Origin of the sequence: Pigmentiphaga daeguensis (assembly GCF_039523035.1) — a bacterium.
GTDB classification, from domain to species: Bacteria; Pseudomonadota; Gammaproteobacteria; order Burkholderiales; family Burkholderiaceae_B; genus Pigmentiphaga; species Pigmentiphaga daeguensis.
In genome coordinates this window covers 123,349-143,587 of record NZ_BAAAEN010000001.1, presented here as the reverse complement: position 1 = coordinate 143,587, position 20,239 = coordinate 123,349, and the positions used below count along the sequence as shown (strand labels likewise).

The window sequence follows — 20,239 nt, the reverse complement described above, 5'->3', positions numbered from 1 at the left end:
CCGGATCGGCCGGGACGCGGCCTCGGAACCTGCGCTACGATGCGCGGCACGCATTCCTGCCGTAGTGCCCCGAGTGCGGCACTTTCCGATCCACTCAAAGGCACACGAGTCCACGCCTACCGATGAAACGCGGCTTTTACCTGATCATGGCGGCGCAGTTCTTTTCCTCGCTGGCCGACAATGCGCTTTTCATCGCCGCGATCGCGTTGATCCAGCAGTTGGACGGTCCGGACTGGATGACGCCCATGATCAAGTGGTCGTTCGCCCTGGCCTATGTCCTGCTGGCCGCCTTCGTGGGTGCCTTCGCCGACTCCTTTCCCAAGGGCCGCGTGATGTTCGCCACCAACGCGGTGAAGATCATCGGCTGCCTGACCATGTTCGCCCACGCCAGCTTCGGGCTGGCCGACCACCACCAGGTCTATACGGTGTGCGCGGCCTATGCGCTGGTGGGCATCGGCGCGGCGGCCTATTCGCCTGCCAAGTACGGCATCATCACCGAACTGCTGCCGCCCGAGCAGCTCGTCAAGGGCAACAGCTGGATCGAAGGACTGACGGTGGTGTCCATCATCCTGGGCGTGGTCCTGGGCGGCGCGCTCATCAGCCCCAAGGTGTCGACCTGGCTGCTGTCCCTGGATCTCAGCCCGGGCTTCGGCCCCGACATCCAGACGCCGGCCGAGGCCGCCATCATGGTCATCGCGCTGGTCTACCTGGTGGCCGCCTTCTTCAACCTGCTCATCCCGTCCACGGGCGTGTGCTACCCGCGCCAGCAGCGCAACCCCATCAGGCTGATGAGGACGTTCGGCTGTTTCGTGGCCACGCTGTGGCGCGACAAGCTGGGCCAGATCTCGCTGGCGGTGACCACCCTGTTCTGGGGGGCCGGCGCGACGCTGCAACTGATCGTGATCGAATGGGGGCGCGTACAGCTCGGACTGCCGCTGAACAAGGCCTCCATCCTGATGGGCGTGGCCTCCGTCGGCACCATCCTGGGCGCCACGCTGGCCGGCAAGGTGCCCCTGCATCACGCGCTGGCCGTGCTTCCGATGGGCGTGGTGATGGGGCTGGTCGTGATGCTGATGCCGCTGGCCTACGAACCCTGGTTCGTCTATGCGCTGCTGATCGCCATCGGCGGCCTGGGGGGGTTTTTCGTCGTACCCATGAACGCCCTGCTCCAGCACCGGGGCCACGTGCTGCTGTCGGCCGGCCACTCGATCGCCGTCCAGAACTTCAACGAGCAGCTCAACATCCTGCTGATGGTGGCGGTCTATTCGCTGATGCTGGGCATGCAGATTCCCATCAACACCATCATCATCATCTTCGGCACGCTGGTCGCCTGCCTCATGCTGCTGATCATGGGCTGGAACCGGCACAACCACCGCACCCACCCGGATCTCGACCTGGTGATAGGCAGCCGCGCGCACGGCACGGCGCTGCGCGGGGAATGACCCCGCGCGGGGCCGCGCTCAGTTGCGGGCCCGCCCCACCGACAGGGCCAGCTGCAGGTCCTGCCAGGCCTTGACCTTCTCGGCCGGGCTGCGCAGCAGATAGGCCGGGTGGTAGCTCACCACGACCGGCACCGGCCTCCCCGCCACCGACAGGCTGTGCACCTTGCCCCGCAGGCTTCCTATGCGCGCATCGGTCTCGAGCAGGGTCTGCGCCGCGAACCGCCCCAGCACCAGGATCATTTCCGGATTGATGAGGGAGATCTGCCGCATCAGGTACGGGCTGCACCGCGCCACCTCCTCAGGCAGCGGGTCCCGGTTGCCGGGCGGACGGCACTTGATGACGTTGGCGATGAAGACGTCCTGCTGGCGCGAGCGCGCGATGGAAGCCAGCATGCTGTCCAGCAGCTTGCCCGACCGCCCGACGAAGGGCGCGCCCTGCTTGTCTTCCTGCTCGCCTGGCGCCTCGCCCACCAGCAGCCAGCGCGCCTTGGGCGATCCGGTGCCGAACACGGTCTGGGTACGCCCCTTGCACAAGCCACAGGCCATGCAGTCGCGCACCTCGTCCTGCAAGGCGGCCCAGGCCTGCCCGGGGTCGGCGGGCGTGGCGGCCGGCACCGGAATCTCCTGCGCCGGGATTTCCTGCACGAAGGCCACGGATTCGACCCTCTCGGACCCGGCGGCGGACCCGGCGGCGGGCGCGGCGACCACGGGTGCCGGCACCGGGCCCGGGGACGGCGCCACGGGCTCTTCCTGCGCCGCCGGCGATGCATCGGGTTCGGGTGCCGCGGGTGGGGCCGCGGACGCCACCGCGCCGGGCAGGTTCCACAGCCGCTCCACGCCCAGTTCGCGCAGCCAGGCGCGCCGGACCGCGCTCATGCCCTCGGCGCCGTTGCGTTCAGTTGCCATGGAGGCCTCCGGGAATCGGATGGACCGCCAGCATCTTGCGCATGACGATCGCGTCTTCCCGCCCGCGCACCGACGGATAGTAGCCACGGCGCAGGCCGATGCGCTCGTAGCCCGAGCGTTCGTACAGGCCCTTGGCCACCAGATTCGAGGGACGCACCTCCAGCAGCAGGCTCTGCGCCTGGCGCGCGGCGGCGCACTGCTCGACCCAGGCCAGCAACCTGCGGCCCAGCCCCAGGCCCTGCGCCTGGGGCGCCACGCTGATGTTCAGCAAGTGCGCCTCGTCCAGCGCCACCATCACGATGCAGTATCCCAGCAGCCGCTCGCCGTCGCTCACCACCCAGGCGTCATAGCCAGAGCGCAGCGAATCGGCGAAATTGCCGCGCGTCCAGGGAAACGAATAGATCTGGCGCTCGACCGCGTCCACCTGGTCGAGATCCCGTTCGGTCATGGGACGGCAGGCCTGCCCCCATGTCGCCAGGATGCGCGCCGCGTCGATCGGCGCCCGGCCCTGCACCGCAGTCATGATTGCGCTCCCGATGTGGCGACGCGCGGGTTGCCCCCCGCGCCGGCTTCCCGTTCCGCGGTGGTGAACGCCACCTTGTCCCTGACGTACAACGGCGCGGCGAGTTCCGCCGCGACGGCTTCGCCACGCAGGTAGGCGTCGTGAGCCAGGCGGGCGACCGCGGCCGCCGTGGGCCGCGCAATGTCCGACCGCTCGTCCGCGCCGAAACCCGCGAATACCTCTGGATAGGCGGCCGCCGCATCACCGCACAGCAAGGGCCTCTGCGGCACCGGATCGCCCAGGTCTTCCAGGCGCCGGCGCACCCAGGACTCCAGCCCCTCGCCCGCCATCAGCTGCGGTTCGATCACGCAGGCAAGCCGGCCGGACGGCTCGCGGCGATAGGCGGCCAGGTAGATTTCCTGCATGCGCGCGTCCATGGCGACCACCAGCGTCCGGGATCCGGGATCCCGGACCTGCTGCGCCACGGCCGCATGCGAGACCACCGGTACCACCGGACGATCCAGGGCAAACCCCAGCCCCTGCGCCACGCCGCAGGCGACCCGCAGTCCGGTGAAGCCTCCGGGCCCCTGCCCGAAGGCGATGGCGTCGAGTTGCGTCCGGGCGATGCCGGCCTCGTCCAGCACTTCCTGCACCATGGGCAGCAGCCGGGCCGAATGCTCCTGCACGCCCTGGTGCTCGCGCGCGAACAGGTCGGCGGCGCCCGTGTCCGTGGCGCGCAACAAGGCAACGCCGCACCAGGCGGAGGAAGTTTCTAGAGAAAGGATATGCAGCGACATGGGCTGCGATTGTAAGACCAGACGGGAGGAAATACCGGGATGACCTCCCGGTTTTCAGTGCTTGTGCTTGCGATAGGGCTCGTACACTTCCTCGCTGGCGCGGCGGATTTCCTGCCGCAGCAGGACGCGTTCCTCGGAAGAGAGTTTGCGCGGCCCCACCCGCCGCTCGTCCGGACTGACCGGCCCGGCCCAGGGGTCCATGGCGGCGCGGATCACGCCGGAATGCCCGGATTGCGGCGCGGCCGCCGTGTTGGCCTGCGCATCGGCCTGTGAAACCGCGCTTTCGACCTGGACAGCCAGCCCGCCGGCGACGGGAGGCGCGGGGCGAGCGGCCTCGGCGCGGGAGAGCGGTGCACGAGGATCCCTGACCTGGCCGATCGCCGCGCCACCGGCCAATACCGTTATCATCACGAACAGCCCACCCAGCATGATCGCTGCGCTGGAGCCTGCCGTACGAGTGGAGTCGAATACTTTGTTCACGTTTCAATCATACGATGTACCCATGACAGCGTCATAGATGCCTGCGTGACCAAACGGGCATTTATGTAACAACCAATGTCCCTCGCTGGATTGATACAAACTCCTCCGTTACATTCGCGCCATGTCACTAGCCAACGCCCCCAAGAAAATCCTCGTCGTCGACGACGACGTGCGGCTGCGCGATCTGCTGCGCCGCTACCTCGCCGAGCAAGGTTTCTCCGTCTGGGTCGCGGAAAACGCCCAGACCATGAACAAGCTCTGGCAGCGCGAGCGTTTCGACCTGCTCGTGCTCGACCTGATGCTGCCGGGCGAGGATGGCCTGTCGATCTGTCGCCGCCTGCGCGGCGCCCGCGACAGCACCCCCATCATCATGCTGACGGCCAAGGCCGAGGACGTCGACCGCATCGTCGGGCTGGAGATGGGCGCGGACGACTACCTGCCCAAGCCCTTCAACCCCCGGGAACTGCTGGCCCGCGTCAACGCGGTGCTGCGCCGCCGGGGCCCCGAAGAGCATCCGGGCGCGCCCAGCCAGGACAATGAATCGGTTACGTTCGGCCCCTATGTGCTGAACCTGGCGACCCGCACCCTCACGCGCGACAACGAGCCGGTGGCGCTGACCACGGGCGAATTCTCCGTGCTCAAGGTCTTCGCCCGCCATCCCAAGATCCCGCTGTCGCGGGACAAGCTGATGGAACTGGCGCGCGGCCGGGAATACGAAGCCTTCGATCGCAGCCTGGACGTGCAGATCTCCCGACTGCGCAAGCTGATCGAACCCGATCCGGCCAAACCTGTATTCATCCAGACGGTATGGGGCCTCGGCTACGTATTCGTACCCGATGGGGGCAGTTGATCCGCTCGTAGGCATTCATGTCGGTCGCCCTGCGCGTCGCGTCCAGGCTGGGTCTGTTCAGCCGGACCTTCCTTTTGCTCACCGTCCTGATGACGGCAAGCCTGGCAGCGTGGCTCCAGGCCTTCCGCAGCATGGAGGTCGAACCGCGCGCGCAGCAGGTGGCCCAGCAGATCGTCACCGTCGTCAACATCACGCGCGCCGCGCTGATCCACTCCGCGCCGCAGGAGCGCCGCTACCTGCTGCTCGATCTGGCCACCAACGAAGGCATCCAGATCTACCCGCACGAAAAGGATGACATCACCGTCCGCCTGCCCGACCGCCAGGTCCTGCAGCGGGTCGAAGAACAGGTGATCGATCGCCTGGGGCCCGAAACCGTCGTGGCCTGGGAAGTCAACCGCATCCCCGGCCTTTGGGTCAGTTTTTCCATAGACGATGACGACTACTGGATGGTGGTCGAACGCGACCGGGCCGAACGCGTGCCCGGGGTCGAGTGGCTGGGCTGGGGCGCGGCCGCCCTGCTGCTGTCGCTGCTGGGCGCGGCGGTCATCGTCGGCTTCGTCAACCGGCCCCTGTCGCGCCTGTCGCGCGCCACGCTGGCCCTGTCGCGCGGCGAAACCCCGCCGCCGCTGCCGGAGAGCGGTCCCGAGGAAATCCGGCGGGTCAACACCAACTTCAACCGCATGGTCGAGGAACTGGACCGCGCCGAGGCGGATCGCGCGCTGATGCTGGCGGGCATCTCGCACGACCTGCGCACCCCGCTGGCCCGGCTGCGGCTGGAAATCGAGCTGAGCGGGGTCTCCGAAGCCAGCCGCGACGCCGTGGACGAGGATCTTGCCCAGATCGACCGCACCATCGGGCAGTTCATGGAATACGCCCGCCCGGCCAGCGCCCCCGACCGCAACACCAACATTTCCGAGCTCGTCTCCGAGATGGTCGAGCGCGAATGCAGCCATACCGAGACGCTGGGCGGCTCGCTGCAGGTCACGATCACGCCCAACCTGTGGGCTCGCATCGCCGCCGCCGACCTGCAGCGGGTCGTGGGCAACCTGCTCGAGAACGCGCGGCGCTACGGCCACAAGCCGGGCGAAGCGCCCCACATCGACCTGACCGTCAGCAGCCAGGGCGCCAACGTCCTGATCGACGTGTCCGACCACGGCCCCGGCGTCAAGGCCGAGGACGTGCCCCGGCTCACGCGCCCGTTCACCCGGGGCTCCGATGCACGCACCAACGCCGGCGGCGCCGGACTGGGCCTGGCCATCGTCAAGCGGCTGCTGCAACGCGCAGGTGGTACCCTAAACCTCCTGAACCGGGATGGCGGGGGCCTGACCGCCCGCATCACCCTGCCGGCCTCCTCGCAGAAATCGGCCGACGCCAAGTAGGCGGCATCGGCCATCGGCGCGCGGAGCCGGCGCTGTCCGAGGAGCGTGCATGAAAACCATCGGAGCCAAGCTCGAACCTTTCAAGGTGCATGGCGTCAAGCCAGGCTTCAACCAAGCCGAGGAAAACGGCGCCTCGGCCTTCGAGACCCTGAGCGAAACCTCGTTTCCAGGCAAGTGGAAGGTCATCTATTTCACTCCCAAGGATTTCTCCGACATCTGCGCCACCGAGATCGAGGGCTACGCGGCACTGGCCGAGCCCCTGGCACAACGCGGCGCCGTGCTGATGGGCGGATCCGTCGACAATGAGTACGCCAAGCTGGCGTGGCGCCGCGCGGTGCCCGCGCTGGCGAACCTGAACCACTACCAATTCGCCGACAGCGCGGGCGCGCTGGCGGATCAACTGGGCATCCGGGACCGCAACGAGGGCGTGGCGCTGCGCGCCACCTTCATCGTCGATCCGGACAACACCATCCAGCACGTGTCGGTGAACAACCTCAAGGTCGGCCGCTGCCCGGAAGAAACGCTGCGGGTGCTCGACGCCCTGCTGACCGGCCAGTTCTGCCCCGCGAACCGCCCCGTCGGCGACCCGCCCTCGAAAAAATCCTGAACATGCCGCACGTATTCGTCTACGGCACGCTGCGTCGCGGCGAGATCAACGACATCGAGCGCCTGGCGCGCCGATTGATGCTGTCCCCGCCCCTGCTGCTGGGCGAGGCGCGCGTGCGCGGCCGCCTGGTCGATTTCGGCGACTGGCCGGGACTGGTCGAGGACGGCGATGCGCGGATACTGGGCGAGGTCTACGTGGTGGACGACCCGCTGCTGGCGGCCATGGACGCGGTCGAGGAATACGATCCGGACGGCGGTTCGCTGTTCGTGCGCCGCCCGGTGGATCTTCAGGTGGCGGGACAGGCGCTGTGCTGCCACTACTATCCGATCGAACCGCGCCTGATGGGGGGCGCCGTCCCCATCGACCATGACGACTGGGTCGCGTACCGCCTGGCGCGCGACACGGGGCGCGCGGACAGGATCCGGCAGGCCGCGGGCTGAGCCCCGGCCGCAAGGTCAGCGCCGGTCGGCTTCCAGGACGCCGGGTACTTCGCGTATGCCCGCCAGCGCCCGCACCAGGTGCTCGCCGTTGCCGACCTCGGCGGTGAAGACCATGCGGGCGATTCCCTGCCGGCTTTGCGTGTTGACGCCGATGACGTTGATGCGCTGGCGTGCGAAGACTTCCGAGATATCGCGCAGGAGTCCGTGGCGGTCGTTCGCCAGCACGACGATGTCCACCGGATACACCGCGTCGCGCGTATCGCCCCAGGTCACGTCGATGACGCGCTCGGGCTCGCGCGCGGCCAGCGAGCGGAAGCTCTTGCAATCGCAGCGGTGGATGGAGACTCCCCTGCCGCGCGTCACGAAGCCCGAGATGAGGTCGGGCGGCGCCGGCCTGCAGCACTTGGCCAGCTGCGTCAGCAGCGCATCCACGCCAACCACCAGCACGCCGCTCTTGCCCGCATGGACCGCGCTTTCCGGCCGGCTGTCGCGCGTGAGTGCGGACAGGTCGGGGCCGGCGTCGGGCGGCGGCGCCTCGAAGGCAGCCGCGACGTGCCGCAGGCTGAATTCGTCCTTGGCCAGCGCGACGTACAGGTCCTCGGTGCACGCGAAGCCCAGTTGCTGGGCCAGCGATTCGAGGTTGGTCGCGGTCTTGCCCAGGCGCTGCAATTCCTTTTCCAGCATGCCCTGGCCCTGGGCAATGCGCTCCTGGATGTCGATGGCGTTGAACCAGGCGCGCACCTTGGCACGCGAACGCTGGCTGGCCAGATAGTTCAGCTGGGGATTGAGCCAGTCGCGCGACGGGCCACCGGACTTGGTCGCGATGATCTCCACCGTCTGGCCGGTGGCCAGGCGGGTGTTGAGCGGCACCATGACCCCGTCCACCCGCGCGCCGCGACAGCGATGCCCGAGATCGGTATGGACCTGGTAGGCGAAGTCCACCGGCGTCGCGCCCGGCGGCAGCTCTATCACCCGCGCCTGCGGCGTCAACACGTAGATGTTGTCGACCAGCGTGTCGAGAGCGGCCTGGCCTATCTGGTCGTCGACCTGGACATCGGCCTTCCAGGCCAGCAATTGACGTATCCAGCTGAGCTTGCGATCGTATTCCGAATCGGCGCTGACCTGCCCGCCCTTGGCGCCCGCTTCCTTGTAGCGCCAATGCGCCGCCATCCCGAATTCGGCGAACTGGTGCATCTCGCGCGTGCGGATCTGCACCTCGAAAGGCCGTCCGTCATGGTCGTAGACCACCGTGTGCAGCGACCGGTAGCCATTGGGCTTGGGCCGCGAGATGTAGTCGTCGAACTCGTCGGGAACGGGCGTCCACAGGTGGTGCACCAGCCCCAGCACCGTGTAGCAGGTACGGATGTCCTCGACGATGATGCGCAGCGCGCGCAGGTCGTACAAACCGGCGAAATCCAGGCGCCGGTTGCGCATCTTGTTCCAGATGCTGTAGATGTGCTTGGGCCGGCCGGTGACGTCGGCCTCGATGCCCGCGCTTGCCAATGCCTGGCGCACCCGGGCGATGGCGTCGGCGATGAAGGCTTCGCGTTCGGCGCGCTTTTCCTCGAGCAGGTGGGCGATTTCCTTGTAGCGGACCGGCTCCAGGAACCGGAAGGCCAGGTCCTCCATTTCCCACTTGACCTGCCAGATGCCCAGGCGGTTGGCCAGGGGCGCGTAGAGTTCCAGCGTCTCGCGCGACAGCGCCTCGGGCAGCGGCACCTTGTGCTGGGCGTGCCAGCGCAGGGTTTGCAGGCGCGACGCCAGCCGCATCAGGACGATGCGCAGGTCGGCCGCCATGGCCAGCAGCATCTTGCGCAGCATCTCGGCCTGCGCGCCGCTGCCGGCCGACGCATCGCTGGCGTCGCGGGTGACTTGGCCCAGGCGGATCAGGGCGCGATAGCCATGCACCAGCTTGCCGATCTCGGGACCGAACTGCAGCGTGACCGGATCCTTGTGCGGATTGGCGCTGACGTCGCGGTCGCCCACGGCGATCGCCAGCAGCGCCGCCATGCGGGTATGGCCATCCACCTGGAGTCCCGCCAGGATCGCGACCACGCCCGCCGCGTGCTCGGCCCAGCCCTCGCCCTCGGGCACGGCCGGCTCGCGCGCATAGCGGGGAAACGACCATTCGAGCGCCTTGCGCAAGTCCAGTCGCGCCGCCTCCGACAGGCCGGCATTGGCCGCCTGTTGCCAGTCGGGGCCGAAGGTCGCCGACAGGTTCGCGGAAGTCTCGGGAGCGGATGAGTTCATGGTCTTACACTTGGGGCGATGCCGGCCCTTCCTGGCCGCCGGCACGGTACTCTAGTCGCTTATCCACCAGGGAAGTTCATTGTATGTTGGGATGGCTGTTTGCCCGCGGCGCATCGAAGCACCGCGTGGCGCAGATGCAGGCTCGCATCAATCCGGAATTATGGACCCAAACGCTGGCCTCGCATGCATTCCTCGCGCGCCTGACCGAGGACGAACGCGACACGCTGCGGGAGCGGGCCGCGTGGTTCCTGGCCAGCAAGACCATGACCGGCGCGGCCGGCCAGGTCCTGACCGACGAGATCCGCCTGTCCATCGCGGTACAGGCCTGCCTGCCCATCCTGTACCTGGATCCGGGCCTGTACGAGGGATGGTCCGAGGTCATCGTCTATCCGGGCGGATTCCTGATCCCCCGCTCCGACGTGGACGAGGACGGCGTGGTGCACGAATATGTCGAGGAAGCCGCCGGCGAAGCCTGGGACGGCGGTCCCATCGTGCTGTCCTGGGAGGATGCCAGTCCCGGCCTCGAACGGCCGGCGGGCTTCAACGTGGTCATCCACGAATTCGCCCACAAGCTCGACCTGCAATACGGCCAGGCCGACGGCATGCCCAGCCTGCACGCGCATGCCGGCATACGGCCCAGGCTGTGGCGCAGCGTGCTGGAGCGCAGCTACGACGCGCTGCTGGCCCGGCTGGAGGAAATCGAGGCGGCCATCCCGGCCGACGTGGATCCGGAATCCGAGGAAGCGGACCACTGGTATGCGCAGCTGCCGCTGGATCCGTACGCGGCCACGGACGAGGCCGAGTTCTTCGCCGTCAGTTCCGAGGCCTTCTTCGTGCATCCCGAGCCGCTGTGGCGCGCGATGCCCGAATGGTATGCGCTGCTGTCGCAGTACTACCGGCAGGACCCGCTGGGCGCCGGGCCCGCGCTGCCCCGCTGAGCGGACGGCGGGCGGCCGGCGGACCGGGATCAGACCGCGGCGGTGACGACGATCTCGACCTTGTATTCAGGCGCGGCCAGCTTGGCCTCGACCGTGGCGCGGGCGGGCGTGTGGCCGGCAGGCACCCAGGCGTCCCAGACCGAGTTCATCGCGGCGAAGTCGGCGATGTCGGCCAGGAAGATCTGTGCGCGCAGGATGCGGGTCTTGTCGGTGCCGGCGGCGGCCAGCAGCTTGTCGATGGCGGCCAGCACCTGGCGGGTCTGGTCCGCCGGATCCTTCGAGGGATCCTCGGCCACCTGGCCGGCCAGGTAGGCCACGCCGCCGTGCACGACCATTTCGGACATGCGCTTGCCGACACTGAAACGCTCGATGCTCATGATGTTTTCCTCTTTGTGGGGCAGATTCGGAGCCGCAAGCATAGCAGGCGGCGATGGCCGCTAGTCGCGCAGGAAACCGTCCACCAGGTCCAGTTGGGCGGACGTCATGAAGGTGGGCGCATGCCCGACGCCGGCGACGTCGACGCGCCGCGCATGGGGATTGCGGGCCAGCATCGCCGCCACGGTATCCTGGGTGAGCAGGTCGGAATGTTCGCCGCGCACGATCAGGATGGGACATTCTATGTTGGTGTAGACGTGCCACAGCGCCGCCTCGGCCGCGATGGCCGTGGCGGGATCCATGGCCGCGAAGGCCTCGGCGATGGCGGGATCGTAGTGCATGGTCCAGGGCCCGGCCGGACCGTCGACCTGCCGCACCACGTGCCGGGTCAGTTCGTCCCACTGTTCCTGGGTATGCGGACCGAACGAGGCCGATACCGTGCTCACGTAGGCCCGCGCCTCCTCGAAGCTGCCGAAGGCCGGCGCCTTGCCCACGTACTGCGCGATGCGCGCCAGCGCGGCGGGATCCAGGTGCGGCCCCACGTCGTTCAGCACCAGCTTGTCGATGGGGGACGCCTCCAGGCCCGCCAGCGCCATGCCGATCAGGCCGCCCAGCGAGGTTCCGAACCAGTGCAGGGTCTCGGCCTGCACGCGGGCCAGCAACGGCATCATGTCCGCCACGTATTGCGGTACGGTGTAATAGGCCGGATTGGACAGCCAGTCCGAGCGGCCACGGCCCACCACGTCCGGGCAGACCACGCGATAGCGGCCGGCCATGCGCCGCGCCAGCGCGTCGAAATCGCGACCCGAGCGGGTCAGGCCGTGCGCGCAGACCAGCACGTGGTCGTTGGACGGATCGCCCCATTCCCAGTACGCCATGCGATGCAGGCCCGCCGGGCTCAGGCAGGTCACGAACTCCAGGCGGGGCTGGAGGGAATCGGGCGAGGCATCGTGGTTCATGAAGGCATTCCTTGCTGGGCCGGACCCGGGATTGTAGCCACCGCCGTCACGGTGCGGTATGCCAATAGCGCCGTCGGGATTCCCGCTCGCGCGCGACCCGCAGCCCCTCCTGCCGCGAGACGAACACGAGCGCGCCGTGCCTGTCGGTGCGATGGAACACGGCGCCGGCGCGCCGCCACCGCCGTTCCGCGTCGGGATGCGGATGGCGATAGCGGTTCAGGTAGCCCGCCTGGGCCACGACGTGCGAGGCCCGCGTGGCCGCGACCAGCGCCGGGCTGGACGATCCGCGTGAACCGTGGTGGGGCGCGGCCACCACATCGGCGGCAAGGTCCTCGACGGCCGCGAGGCCAGCTTCCTCGGCCGCGCCGATGTCCCCCGCCAGCAAAGCCGCGTGGTGGGCACCGCGTACCCGCAATACGCAGCTGTACGCGTTGCGTGCGCGAGCCGGTACCTCGCCCCTGGGCGAGGCCGGGTGCAGGAACTCGAACGCCACGCCATCCACCGTCCACCGCTGCCCGGCGGCGCAGCGCGAGAAAACCGCCTGCCCGATGTCCGCGGACGCAAGATCGTAGGACGCATGCACCCGCGCCGCGGGCAAGGCCGCCAGCACCGAACGCAGCCCGCCCGCATGGTCCGCATCCGCGTGCGATACCACCACGTCGTCCAGCCGCCGTATGCCCCGCGCCCGCAGATAGGGCCAGACCACCCTGCCACCGGCATCGGCCTTGTCGCCATAGGGCGGACCGGTGTCGTACAGCAACGTCGCGCTGGCCGTCTCCACCACGATCGCGGTGCCCTGCCCCACGTCCAGCATCGCCAGGCGCCATTCGCCCGGCGCGGGACGCGCGGGCCGATAGGCCAGCATGGGCACCAGCAGCACGAGCCCCAGCCAGCGGCCGGGCAGGCCGCGCGGCTGCAAGGTCCATACCACCCCGGCCAGCGCCAGCACGAACAGCGGCCAGGGCGGCGCGGCCAGCGAGACGGCCGCCAGTTCGGTATCGGCCAGCCACTGCAACGGCACCATCAGGCCCTCGAACACCGCATGAGCGACGGCGGCCGTGGCGGCGCCCCACTCCTCCAGCCCCGGCACGACAGACAACGCCAGCGCCGCCAGCGCGAGCGGCGTGACCAGCAGGCTGACCACCGGGATGGCCACGGCATTGGCCAGCGGCGATACCAGCGACACCTGCTGGAACAGCAGCGCCAGGGCGGGCAGCAGGCCCACGGTCAGCGCAGCCTGCGCGCGGGCGCCTTCCCGTACCGAAGCGGCCACCCGCGCCGGCCATGCGCTGGCCGGCGCAGGCCCGTCGCGCTGCCGCCAGCGCCCCCCGCCACACAGGATCAGCAGCGCCACCGCGCCGAACGACAGCCAGAACCCGGCCGCCAGCGTCGCCCAAGGATCCAGCGCGCAGACCAGGGCCGCCGCCAGCGCCAGCACCCGCGAGCCGGACACCGGGACTCGCCAGGCCGCCGCGCCCGCCACCACGGCCAGCATGAAAAAGGTCCGGCGGGCCGGCACGCCCCATCCGGCCAGCAGACAGTACAGCCATGCCACCGCCAGGGCCGCGCCGGCCGCCGCCACCTGGGCGGGATGCCGCTCGGGCAGCCGGATGCCGTCCCAGCGGCAGCGCTTCCACGCCTGCAGCACCGCCCACCCCGCCAGGGCGGCCAGCATCGTCACGTGCAGGCCGCTGATGGAGACCAGATGGGTGATGCCGGTGCGGTTGAAGATGTCCCAGTCGCGCCGGTCCACGCCGGCCTGGTCGCCCATCGCCAGGGCGGCCAGCACGGCGCCGTAACGCTTGCCCTCCAGCGCCCGGCGCAAGGCCTCGCGGCACACGTGGCGGGCACGTTGCACCGCTACATCGAAACTGGCGTAGGCATCGTCCGCCAGCCAGCTCGGCTGGCCGCGCACCGACCCCGTCGCGCGGATACCGTGTTCGAACAGATAGGCCTCGTAGTCGAAACCATGCGGATTCAGCGTGCCGTGGGGCCGCCTGAGCAGCACGGTCCCGCGCCAGCGTTCGCCGGGCACGACCTCCGCGGCCCGGCCCCACCACGATAGTTGCACCTGGCCGGGCACGCCGGCCGGCGGATCCAGCACCGTCGCCTCGAAACGCTGCCCGGCCGCGGTCGCCGTGGACAGGCTGGTGACGAGGTACTCCAACTCCAGCGGCACGTTCTCTTGCGCCGGCGACAAGCCGTCCTGCAAGCGCAGGTCGATGCGCGCCAGCGCCAGCGCGGACCCCGCGGCAAAAGCGGCGACCGCGAGCAGGACAGCCGCGCGGCGATGCCGCCGGCATCCTGGCCGCGCCCGCCCCCACGCCGCGCACGCTGCCGGCACGGCCACGCCCGCCAGCGCCGAGACCCAGGCCGGCGGCACCGCCGGCAGTCCATGCACCCAGGCGGTGCCCAGCACGAACGCCACCAACGCGAAACGCAGCATGCCCTTCCTCCGGCCCAAGGGCAGCATGGTAGGCATGCCGGGGCCGCCACGCAGCCCCTGCCGGGATGAATCTGTCCATGATGAATCTGCCCGGGCCGCACCCGGCCGGCGCTCAGGCCGCCAGCGCGCCGCTCAGGCGCGGCAGCACGCGACGCGCATTGGCCGACGTGGCCGCGGCGATCTCGGCCACCGGCAGGCCGCGCAGTTCGCCCAGCACCGCCGCGATGCGCGGCAGCTCCCCGGGCTCGTTGCGACGGTCGTCGCGCGGCAGCCAGGCGGGCGGTATGTCGGGCGCGTCGGTTTCCAGCACCAGCGCGGCCAGGTCCATCCCGGCCGCCAGCCGGCGGATGTTGCGCGAACGCTCATAGGTCATTTCCCCGCCCAGGCCCAGCGCGAAGCCGCGCGCGACGAACAGGTCGGCTTGCTGCCGGCTGCCGTTGAAGGCATGGGCGATGCCTCCCGGCACTTCCACGCGCCGCAGGTACTTCAGCAGCACGTCCTGCGAGCGGCGCACGTGCAGCAGCACGGGCAGGCCGAACTCGGCGGCCAGCGCGAGCTGCGCGTGGTAGAAGCGCTCCTGGCGCGCGCGCTGTTCGCCCTGGGCGATGTCCTGCACGAAGAAGTCCAGGCCGATCTCGCCCACGGCGACGAAGCGCGGATCGCCCATGGCCTGCGCCACCGCGTCGCGCAGGCGGTCCAGGTCCTCGTCGGCGGCGTGGCGCACGTACATGGGATGGATTCCCAGCGCATACGCACCGCCCGGAATCGCATGGGCCAGGTCGCGCACGGTGGAAAAATTGTCGCGCGCCACGGCCGGAATGACGATGCCGGCCACGCCGGCGGCGCGGGCCCGCATGGCAACGTCCGGACGGTCGCGGCCGAACTCGGCCGCGTCGAGATGACAATGGGTATCGATCAGCATCGGACCACTTTACCGTCTTCGCCGTGCCAGGGCCTGTTCACCCTAAAACCTAAAAGGAACCTCGCACAGGCCCTAGCCGGCGGCTTCCTCTGCCAGCAGGCCGTCGGCCATCTTCAACTGCCGGTCGGCCAGCGCCGCCAGTTCGGCATCGTGCGTCACGATGACGAAGGCCATGTCCAGTTCCTGGTTCAGCCGCTTGAGCAGGCCGAATACCTCGCGCGCCGTGTGGCGGTCGAGGTTGCCGGTGGGTTCGTCGGCCAGCACGCACAGCGGCCGCGTCACCAGCGCGCGGGCCAGCGCCACGCGCTGGCGCTCGCCGCCCGACAACTGGCCGGGATGATGGCTGGCCCGCTGGCCCAGCCCCACCTGCTCGAGCATCGCCGCGGCGGCCCGCCGGGCCTGCGCGCGTTCCATGCGGCGCACGATCAGCGGCATCGCGACGTTGTCCAGCGCCGAGAACTCGGCCAGCAGATGATGGAACTGGTAGACGAAGCCCAGGCTGCGGTTGCGCGCCAGGCTGCGCTGCTTTTCATTGAAGCTGGCCGCCGCCTGACCGTCCAGCAGGACCTCGCCGGCGCTGGGCTGGTCCAGCAGCCCCAGCACGTGCAGCAGCGTGCTCTTGCCCGAGCCCGAGGCCCCCACCAGGGCCACCATCTCGCCCTGGCGCACCCGCAGGTCCACGCCGCGCAGCACGGTGACGCGTTCGCCGCCCTCGGCATAGACCTTGGATATGCCCCGCCCTTCCAGCACCACGCGGCGATCAGTCATGGCGCAGCACCTCCGCCGGTTGCAGGCGCGAGGCGCGCCAGCTGGGATACAGGGTGGCCAGGAACGACAGCACCAGCGACGTCACGCCTATGGTGACGATGTCGGACAGGCGCGGGTCGGACGGCAGCTCGGTGATCAGGTAGATGTCGCGCGGCAGGAACTGGATGCCCAGCGCATGTTCGATGGCGGGCACGATGACGTCGATGTTGTAGGCGATCAGCGTGCCGCCCGCCACGCCCAGCAGCGTACCGATGACGCCGATCAGCGCCCCCTGCACCACGAAGATGCGGGCGATCTCGGCCGGGGTGGCGCCCAGCGTGCGCAGGATGGCGATGTCCGCCTGCTTGTCGTTGACCGCCATGACCAGCGAGGACAGCAGGTTGAAGGCCGCCACGGCGATGATCAGCGCCAGGATCAGGAACATCATGCGTTTTTCGGTCTGCACCGCGGCGAACCAGGTGCGGTTGTTGCGCGACCAGTCCGCGGCGGCGATGTTCGGCGGCAGCAGTTGCGCCAGGTCGCGGGCCACCTGCGGCGCCTTCTGCATGTCGGCGATGCGCAGCCGCACCCCGCCTATGCCGCTGTCGCGAAACAGCCGCGCGGCGTCGTCCACGTTCACGAACGCCAGGCTGGAGTCGTATTCGTAGTGGCCGGCCTCGAACACGCCCACCACGGTGAACTGCCGCATGCGGGGCGTGAAACCGGCGGGCGTGACCGAGCCCTGCGGGGCCAGCATCAGGATCGGATCGCCCAGCCCCACGCCCAGGCCCTGCGCCAGCGCGCGCCCCAGCACCACGCCGTAGCTGCCGGGCTTCAAGTCGTCCAGCGAACCGGCCACCATGTTCTTGGCCACGTCGGACACGTCGCGCTCGGCCTCGGGGTCGATGCCGCGCACCTGCACGCCGCGCAGCACCTGGTCGCGGGCGATCATGGCCTGGGCCGCCACGTAGGGCGCCCCCGCCTGCACTTCGGGATTCTTCCTGGCCAGCGCCGTCAGTTCGCGCCAGTTGGCCAGCGCCGCGCCGCGCTCGCCCCCCACCGGATAGAGTTCGATGTGCGGCAGCACCGACAGCATGCGGTCGCGCACCTCCTTCTGGAAGCCGTTCATGACGGACAGCACGATGATCAGCGCCGCCACGCCCAGGCCTATGCCCGCCATGGAACTGGCGGCAATGAAGGAAATGAAGCGATCGCGTCGCCGCCCGCGGCCGGCGCGCGTATAGCGCCAGCCTATCCAGAATTCGTAGGGTATCTTGAGCACGCGCGTATTATGGCAGAAGGCGGCGGCCGGCACCGCCTCCGCCCCACCCCCTACAATACCGGCCATTCGGCCCGCCGCCCGCGGGCCCTCCTACCCGGATCCTGCCGCCGTGCCCGCCTTGCCGTCCGCCCTGACCCTGCTGCTTCCCGGCCTGCTGACCGACGCCGCCATCGCGCCCGAACTGGCGCGCCAGCTCGCGGACCAGCCCGCCGTGCGCACGCTGGTCTCGTGGCTGGGCGCGGCGCGGCCCGTCCAGCAGGACTTCGACCCCTTCGAGGCGGGCTGCACCTCGCGCGAGTACTGGTGGCTGCATCGCGCGGGCCACCGGCCCGCGGACGGCAGAATCGGCGCGGGGCTCGCGCCCTTGCTGGTGGACGATGCCCGAGACGGCCGGCCCGTCTGGCTGGCGGACCTGGCCCACGTGCAGGTCGGCCGCGACGGCCTGGTCCTGACCGACTCCACCGAACTGGGCACGACGCAGGCCGAGAGCGACGCGCTGCTGGCCGCGGCGCAGCCCGCGCTGGAGGCGCATGGCGCGGCGGCCCGCGCCGTCGATCCGCGCCGCTGGCGCCTGGACCTGCCCCAGGGCGCGGCCCGGCACACCGGCACGCCGGATGCCGTGACGGGCGCCGCGCTGGATGCCTGGTGGCCGCGCACGCCCGAGGCCCGGCCCTGGCGCAAGCTGATCAACGAAATCCAGATGCACTGGCACGAGTCGCCGGTCAACGTCGCCCGCGAAGCGCGGGGGCAGGTCCCGGTCAACACCCTGTGGCTGCACGGCGGCGCGGTGCCATGGCAACCGGACTGGCCCGCCGGCCGGCCCGCGCTGGTGGCCGGCAGCGCGCCCTGGCTGCGCGCGCTGGCCGAACGCGGCGGCCTGCCCTGGCAGCGCCCTGCCGATGCGGCCTCGGCGATCCGGCCCGGCGCGCTGGTGGAACTGGACGACCTGGCCCTGCCCGAGCGCACCGACGACTGGCGCAGCTGGCTGGACGCCGCCGCGCGGCTGGAGCGCGACTGGTTCGCCCCGGCCGACGCGGCGCTGCGCGCCGGCGCCCTGCGGCAACTGATACTGGTGCTGCCGGCGCGCGAACGGCTGGTCACCCTGACCCTGGAACGCCGGCCCGCCCTGCTGCGCTGGCTGCCCTCCTCCCGACACGATTGGAAACGCTGGTGGTTGCCCCAAGAATCCTGACCCGTCAGCCCGACCCGGCGGCCCGGCGCCGCCTGGAACAGGCCGGCATCCATCCCCTCCTGGCCCGCCTGTGGGCGGCGCGCGGCGTGGCCGCGCCGCAGGAAACCGCGCCCGACTGGCAGGCCATGCTGGCCCCCTCGCTGCTGACCCACGCCGGCCGCGCCGCCGCGCTGCTGGCCGATGCCATCGCCGCGCGCAAGCGGCTGCTGATCGTGGCCGACTACGACTGCGACGGCGCCACCGCCTGCGCCGTCGGCCTGCGCGGCCTGCGCGCCATGGGCGCCGTGGTGGACTTCCTGGTGCCCAACCGCTTCGAGACCGGCTACGGCCTGTCGCCCGCGGTGGTCGACCTGGCCTGCGCCCACCCGGGCGGCAAGCCCGACATCCTGATCACCGTCGACAACGGCATCGCCAGCATCGACGGCGTGGCGGCGGCCCGCGACGCCGGCATGCAGGTGTTGATCACCGACCACCACCTGCCCGGCGACGTCCTGCCCGAGGCCCTGGCCATCGTCAACCCCAACCAGCCCGGCTGCGGCTTCCCGTCCAAGCACCTGGCGGGGGTCGGCGTCATCTTCTACCTGCTGCTGGCACTGCGCGCGGAATTGCGCCAGCGCGGCGCCTTCGGCGGGGACAGCGGCCCCAGGCTGGATGCCCTGACCGACCTCGTGGCCCTGGGCACCGTGGCCGACGTGGTCCGGCTGGACGCCAACAACCGCCTGCTGGTGGCGCAGGGCCTGAAGCGCATACGCGCCGGCCGCATGCAGCCGGGCCTGCGCGCGTTGTTCGCGGTAAGCGGCCGCCAGGCCCGCGAGGCCAGCACCTTCGACCTGGGCTTCGCCCTGGGCCCCCGCATCAATGCCGCCGGCCGCCTGGCCGACATGAGCCTGGGCATACGCTGCCTGGTCACCGACGACGAGGACGAAGCCCTGAAACTGGCGCGCGAGCTGGACACCATGAACCGCGAACGCCGCGAGATCGAGGCCGGCATGCGCGACCAGGCGCTGGCCTCGCTGGACGCGCTGCCCGCGGCCTCGGCCGCCAGCCTGTGCGTGTTCGATGCCTCGTGGCACCAGGGCGTGGTGGGCCTGGTGGCGTCGCGCCTGAAGGACCGTTTCTGGTGCCCGACGCTGGCCTTCGCGCCCGCGGGCGACGGCGAACTGCGCGGCTCGGGCCGGTCGGTGCCCGACGTGCACCTGCGCGACGCGCTGGATCTCGTCTCCAAGCGCTACCCCAGCCTGATCCGCAAGTTCGGCGGCCATGCCATGGCCGCCGGCCTGACCCTGCACGAGGCCGACTTCGCGGCATTCGCGCCGGCCTTCGACGCCGCCGTGCGCGAACTGACGGGCCGCAGCCGTTTCGAGCCGGCGCTGGAAACCGACGGTTCGCTGGAGGCCGACTACGCCAATGCCGAGGTCGCCACCCTGCTCGACCAGCAGGTCTGGGGCTCCGGGTTCCCGGCGCCCGTCTTCGTCGACGCCTTCATCGTCCGCAACCAGCGGGTGGTGGGCGAAAAGCACCTGAAGCTGGCGCTGGAACGCGGTGGCCAGCGCTTCGACGCGATCTGGTTCGGCCACGCCGACGCCCTGCCGCCCGCCGTGGACCTGGCCTACCGCCTGGCGCTGAACAACTGGAACGGCATGGTGTCCGTGCAACTGGTGATCGAGCACGGCCAGGACACGGCGCGCTGAACGCCGGGCGCACCCCGCCGAAGGGCGTCCGGCC

Annotated in this window: 19 protein-coding genes; 8 read left to right on the top strand and 11 right to left on the bottom strand. The window is 70.2% G+C overall.

Translation table 11 applies throughout. From position 1 onward, the window contains the following. Nucleotides 1–122 precede the first annotated feature (122 nt). The gene (gene lplT / locus ABD104_RS00745) at nt 123–1,442 is read left to right on the top strand and encodes a lysophospholipid transporter LplT (RefSeq protein ID WP_087837414.1); all 1,320 of its coding nucleotides are present in this window, start codon (nt 123–125) and stop codon (nt 1,440–1,442) included. A gap of 18 nt (nt 1,443–1,460) precedes the next feature. Here the strand turns inward: lplT and ABD104_RS00740 are convergent, their stop codons facing one another. From ABD104_RS00740 to ABD104_RS00725, 4 genes are all read right to left on the bottom strand, one after another. Next, a complete protein-coding gene (locus ABD104_RS00740) occupies nt 1,461–2,348 on the bottom strand; it encodes a uracil-DNA glycosylase (protein WP_343927004.1) in 888 nt (295 codons plus the stop codon). Further along, the gene (rimI, locus tag ABD104_RS00735; protein ID WP_243724333.1) at nt 2,338–2,871 is read right to left on the bottom strand and encodes a ribosomal protein S18-alanine N-acetyltransferase; all 534 of its coding nucleotides are present in this window, start codon (nt 2,869–2,871) and stop codon (nt 2,338–2,340) included. Before rimI ends, ABD104_RS00740 begins: the two co-directional genes overlap by 11 nt. Next, entirely contained in the window at nt 2,868–3,593 is a 726-nt protein-coding gene (gene tsaB / locus ABD104_RS00730; protein ID WP_243724332.1) for a tRNA (adenosine(37)-N6)-threonylcarbamoyltransferase complex dimerization subunit type 1 TsaB, read from the bottom strand. The genes rimI and tsaB overlap by 4 nt, the downstream gene beginning before the upstream one ends. Nucleotides 3,594–3,701: 108 nt before the next feature. Then, nucleotides 3,702–4,127, bottom strand: a complete 426-nt coding sequence (locus ABD104_RS00725) for a hypothetical protein (protein WP_343927003.1) — start codon at nt 4,125–4,127, stop codon at nt 3,702–3,704. Between the two features lie 121 nt (nt 4,128–4,248). On the opposite strand from ABD104_RS00725, the gene ompR reads away from it, so the two are divergent. Genes ompR through ABD104_RS00705 form a run of 4 tightly spaced genes read left to right on the top strand, consistent with a single transcriptional unit; the run spans nt 4,249 to nt 7,403 of the window. Next, nucleotides 4,249–4,977 carry an osmolarity response regulator transcription factor OmpR gene (ompR, locus tag ABD104_RS00720; RefSeq protein ID WP_087779290.1) on the top strand — a complete coding sequence of 243 codons (729 nt, stop codon included), beginning with the start codon at nt 4,249–4,251 and terminating at the stop codon, nt 4,975–4,977. Nucleotides 4,978–4,994: 17 nt separating this feature from the next. Then, on the top strand, nt 4,995–6,356 hold the full coding sequence (locus ABD104_RS00715; protein WP_087837417.1) for an ATP-binding protein: 1,362 nt from the start codon (nt 4,995–4,997) through the stop codon (nt 6,354–6,356). A gap of 49 nt (nt 6,357–6,405) precedes the next feature. After that, nucleotides 6,406–6,963: a redoxin domain-containing protein gene (locus tag ABD104_RS00710; RefSeq protein WP_343927002.1), complete on the top strand. Its 558-nt coding sequence runs from the start codon at nt 6,406–6,408 to the stop codon at nt 6,961–6,963. A 2-nt stretch (nt 6,964–6,965) separates the two neighbouring features. Next, on the top strand, nt 6,966–7,403 hold the full coding sequence (locus tag ABD104_RS00705; protein WP_087837419.1) for a gamma-glutamylcyclotransferase family protein: 438 nt from the start codon (nt 6,966–6,968) through the stop codon (nt 7,401–7,403). Nucleotides 7,404–7,418: 15 nt separating this feature from the next. On the opposite strand, the gene ABD104_RS00700 is transcribed toward ABD104_RS00705, so the two are convergent. Further along, entirely contained in the window at nt 7,419–9,620 is a 2,202-nt protein-coding gene (locus tag ABD104_RS00700) for a RelA/SpoT family protein (protein ID WP_371695235.1), read from the bottom strand. Nucleotides 9,621–9,736: 116 nt separating this feature from the next. On the opposite strand from ABD104_RS00700, the gene ABD104_RS00695 reads away from it, so the two are divergent. Then, complete coding sequence (locus tag ABD104_RS00695) at nt 9,737–10,591, top strand: M90 family metallopeptidase (RefSeq protein WP_087837421.1); 855 nt, start codon at nt 9,737–9,739, stop codon at nt 10,589–10,591. Between the two features lie 29 nt (nt 10,592–10,620). On the opposite strand, the gene ABD104_RS00690 is transcribed toward ABD104_RS00695, so the two are convergent. From ABD104_RS00690 to ABD104_RS00665, 6 genes are all read right to left on the bottom strand, one after another. Beyond that, nucleotides 10,621–10,968 (bottom strand): RidA family protein, encoded by a 348-nt coding sequence (locus ABD104_RS00690; RefSeq protein WP_087837422.1) that lies wholly within the window; start codon nt 10,966–10,968, stop codon nt 10,621–10,623. Between the two features lie 60 nt (nt 10,969–11,028). Beyond that, nucleotides 11,029–11,925, bottom strand: a complete 897-nt coding sequence (locus ABD104_RS00685; RefSeq protein WP_087837423.1) for an alpha/beta fold hydrolase — start codon at nt 11,923–11,925, stop codon at nt 11,029–11,031. Nucleotides 11,926–11,971: 46 nt separating this feature from the next. Further along, nucleotides 11,972–14,371 carry a DNA internalization-related competence protein ComEC/Rec2 gene (locus tag ABD104_RS00680; RefSeq protein ID WP_343927001.1) on the bottom strand — a complete coding sequence of 800 codons (2,400 nt, stop codon included), beginning with the start codon at nt 14,369–14,371 and terminating at the stop codon, nt 11,972–11,974. Nucleotides 14,372–14,483: 112 nt separating this feature from the next. Then, nucleotides 14,484–15,293, bottom strand: a complete 810-nt coding sequence (locus ABD104_RS00675; RefSeq protein WP_279816463.1) for a TatD family hydrolase — start codon at nt 15,291–15,293, stop codon at nt 14,484–14,486. Between the two features lie 72 nt (nt 15,294–15,365). Beyond that, nucleotides 15,366–16,061 (bottom strand): ABC transporter ATP-binding protein, encoded by a 696-nt coding sequence (locus ABD104_RS00670; RefSeq protein WP_087837426.1) that lies wholly within the window; start codon nt 16,059–16,061, stop codon nt 15,366–15,368. Then, nucleotides 16,054–17,322, bottom strand: coding sequence for a lipoprotein-releasing ABC transporter permease subunit (locus ABD104_RS00665; protein WP_165962978.1), 1,269 nt, complete (start codon nt 17,320–17,322; stop codon nt 16,054–16,056). Before ABD104_RS00665 ends, ABD104_RS00670 begins: the two co-directional genes overlap by 8 nt. Nucleotides 17,323–17,431: 109 nt before the next feature. On the opposite strand from ABD104_RS00665, the gene ABD104_RS00660 reads away from it, so the two are divergent. Beyond that, nucleotides 17,432–18,514, top strand: a complete 1,083-nt coding sequence (locus ABD104_RS00660) for a hypothetical protein (RefSeq protein WP_343927000.1) — start codon at nt 17,432–17,434, stop codon at nt 18,512–18,514. Beyond that, on the top strand, nt 18,493–20,205 hold the full coding sequence (gene recJ, locus ABD104_RS00655; protein WP_343926999.1) for a single-stranded-DNA-specific exonuclease RecJ: 1,713 nt from the start codon (nt 18,493–18,495) through the stop codon (nt 20,203–20,205). The genes ABD104_RS00660 and recJ overlap by 22 nt, the downstream gene beginning before the upstream one ends. Nucleotides 20,206–20,239: the final 34 nt, after the last annotated feature.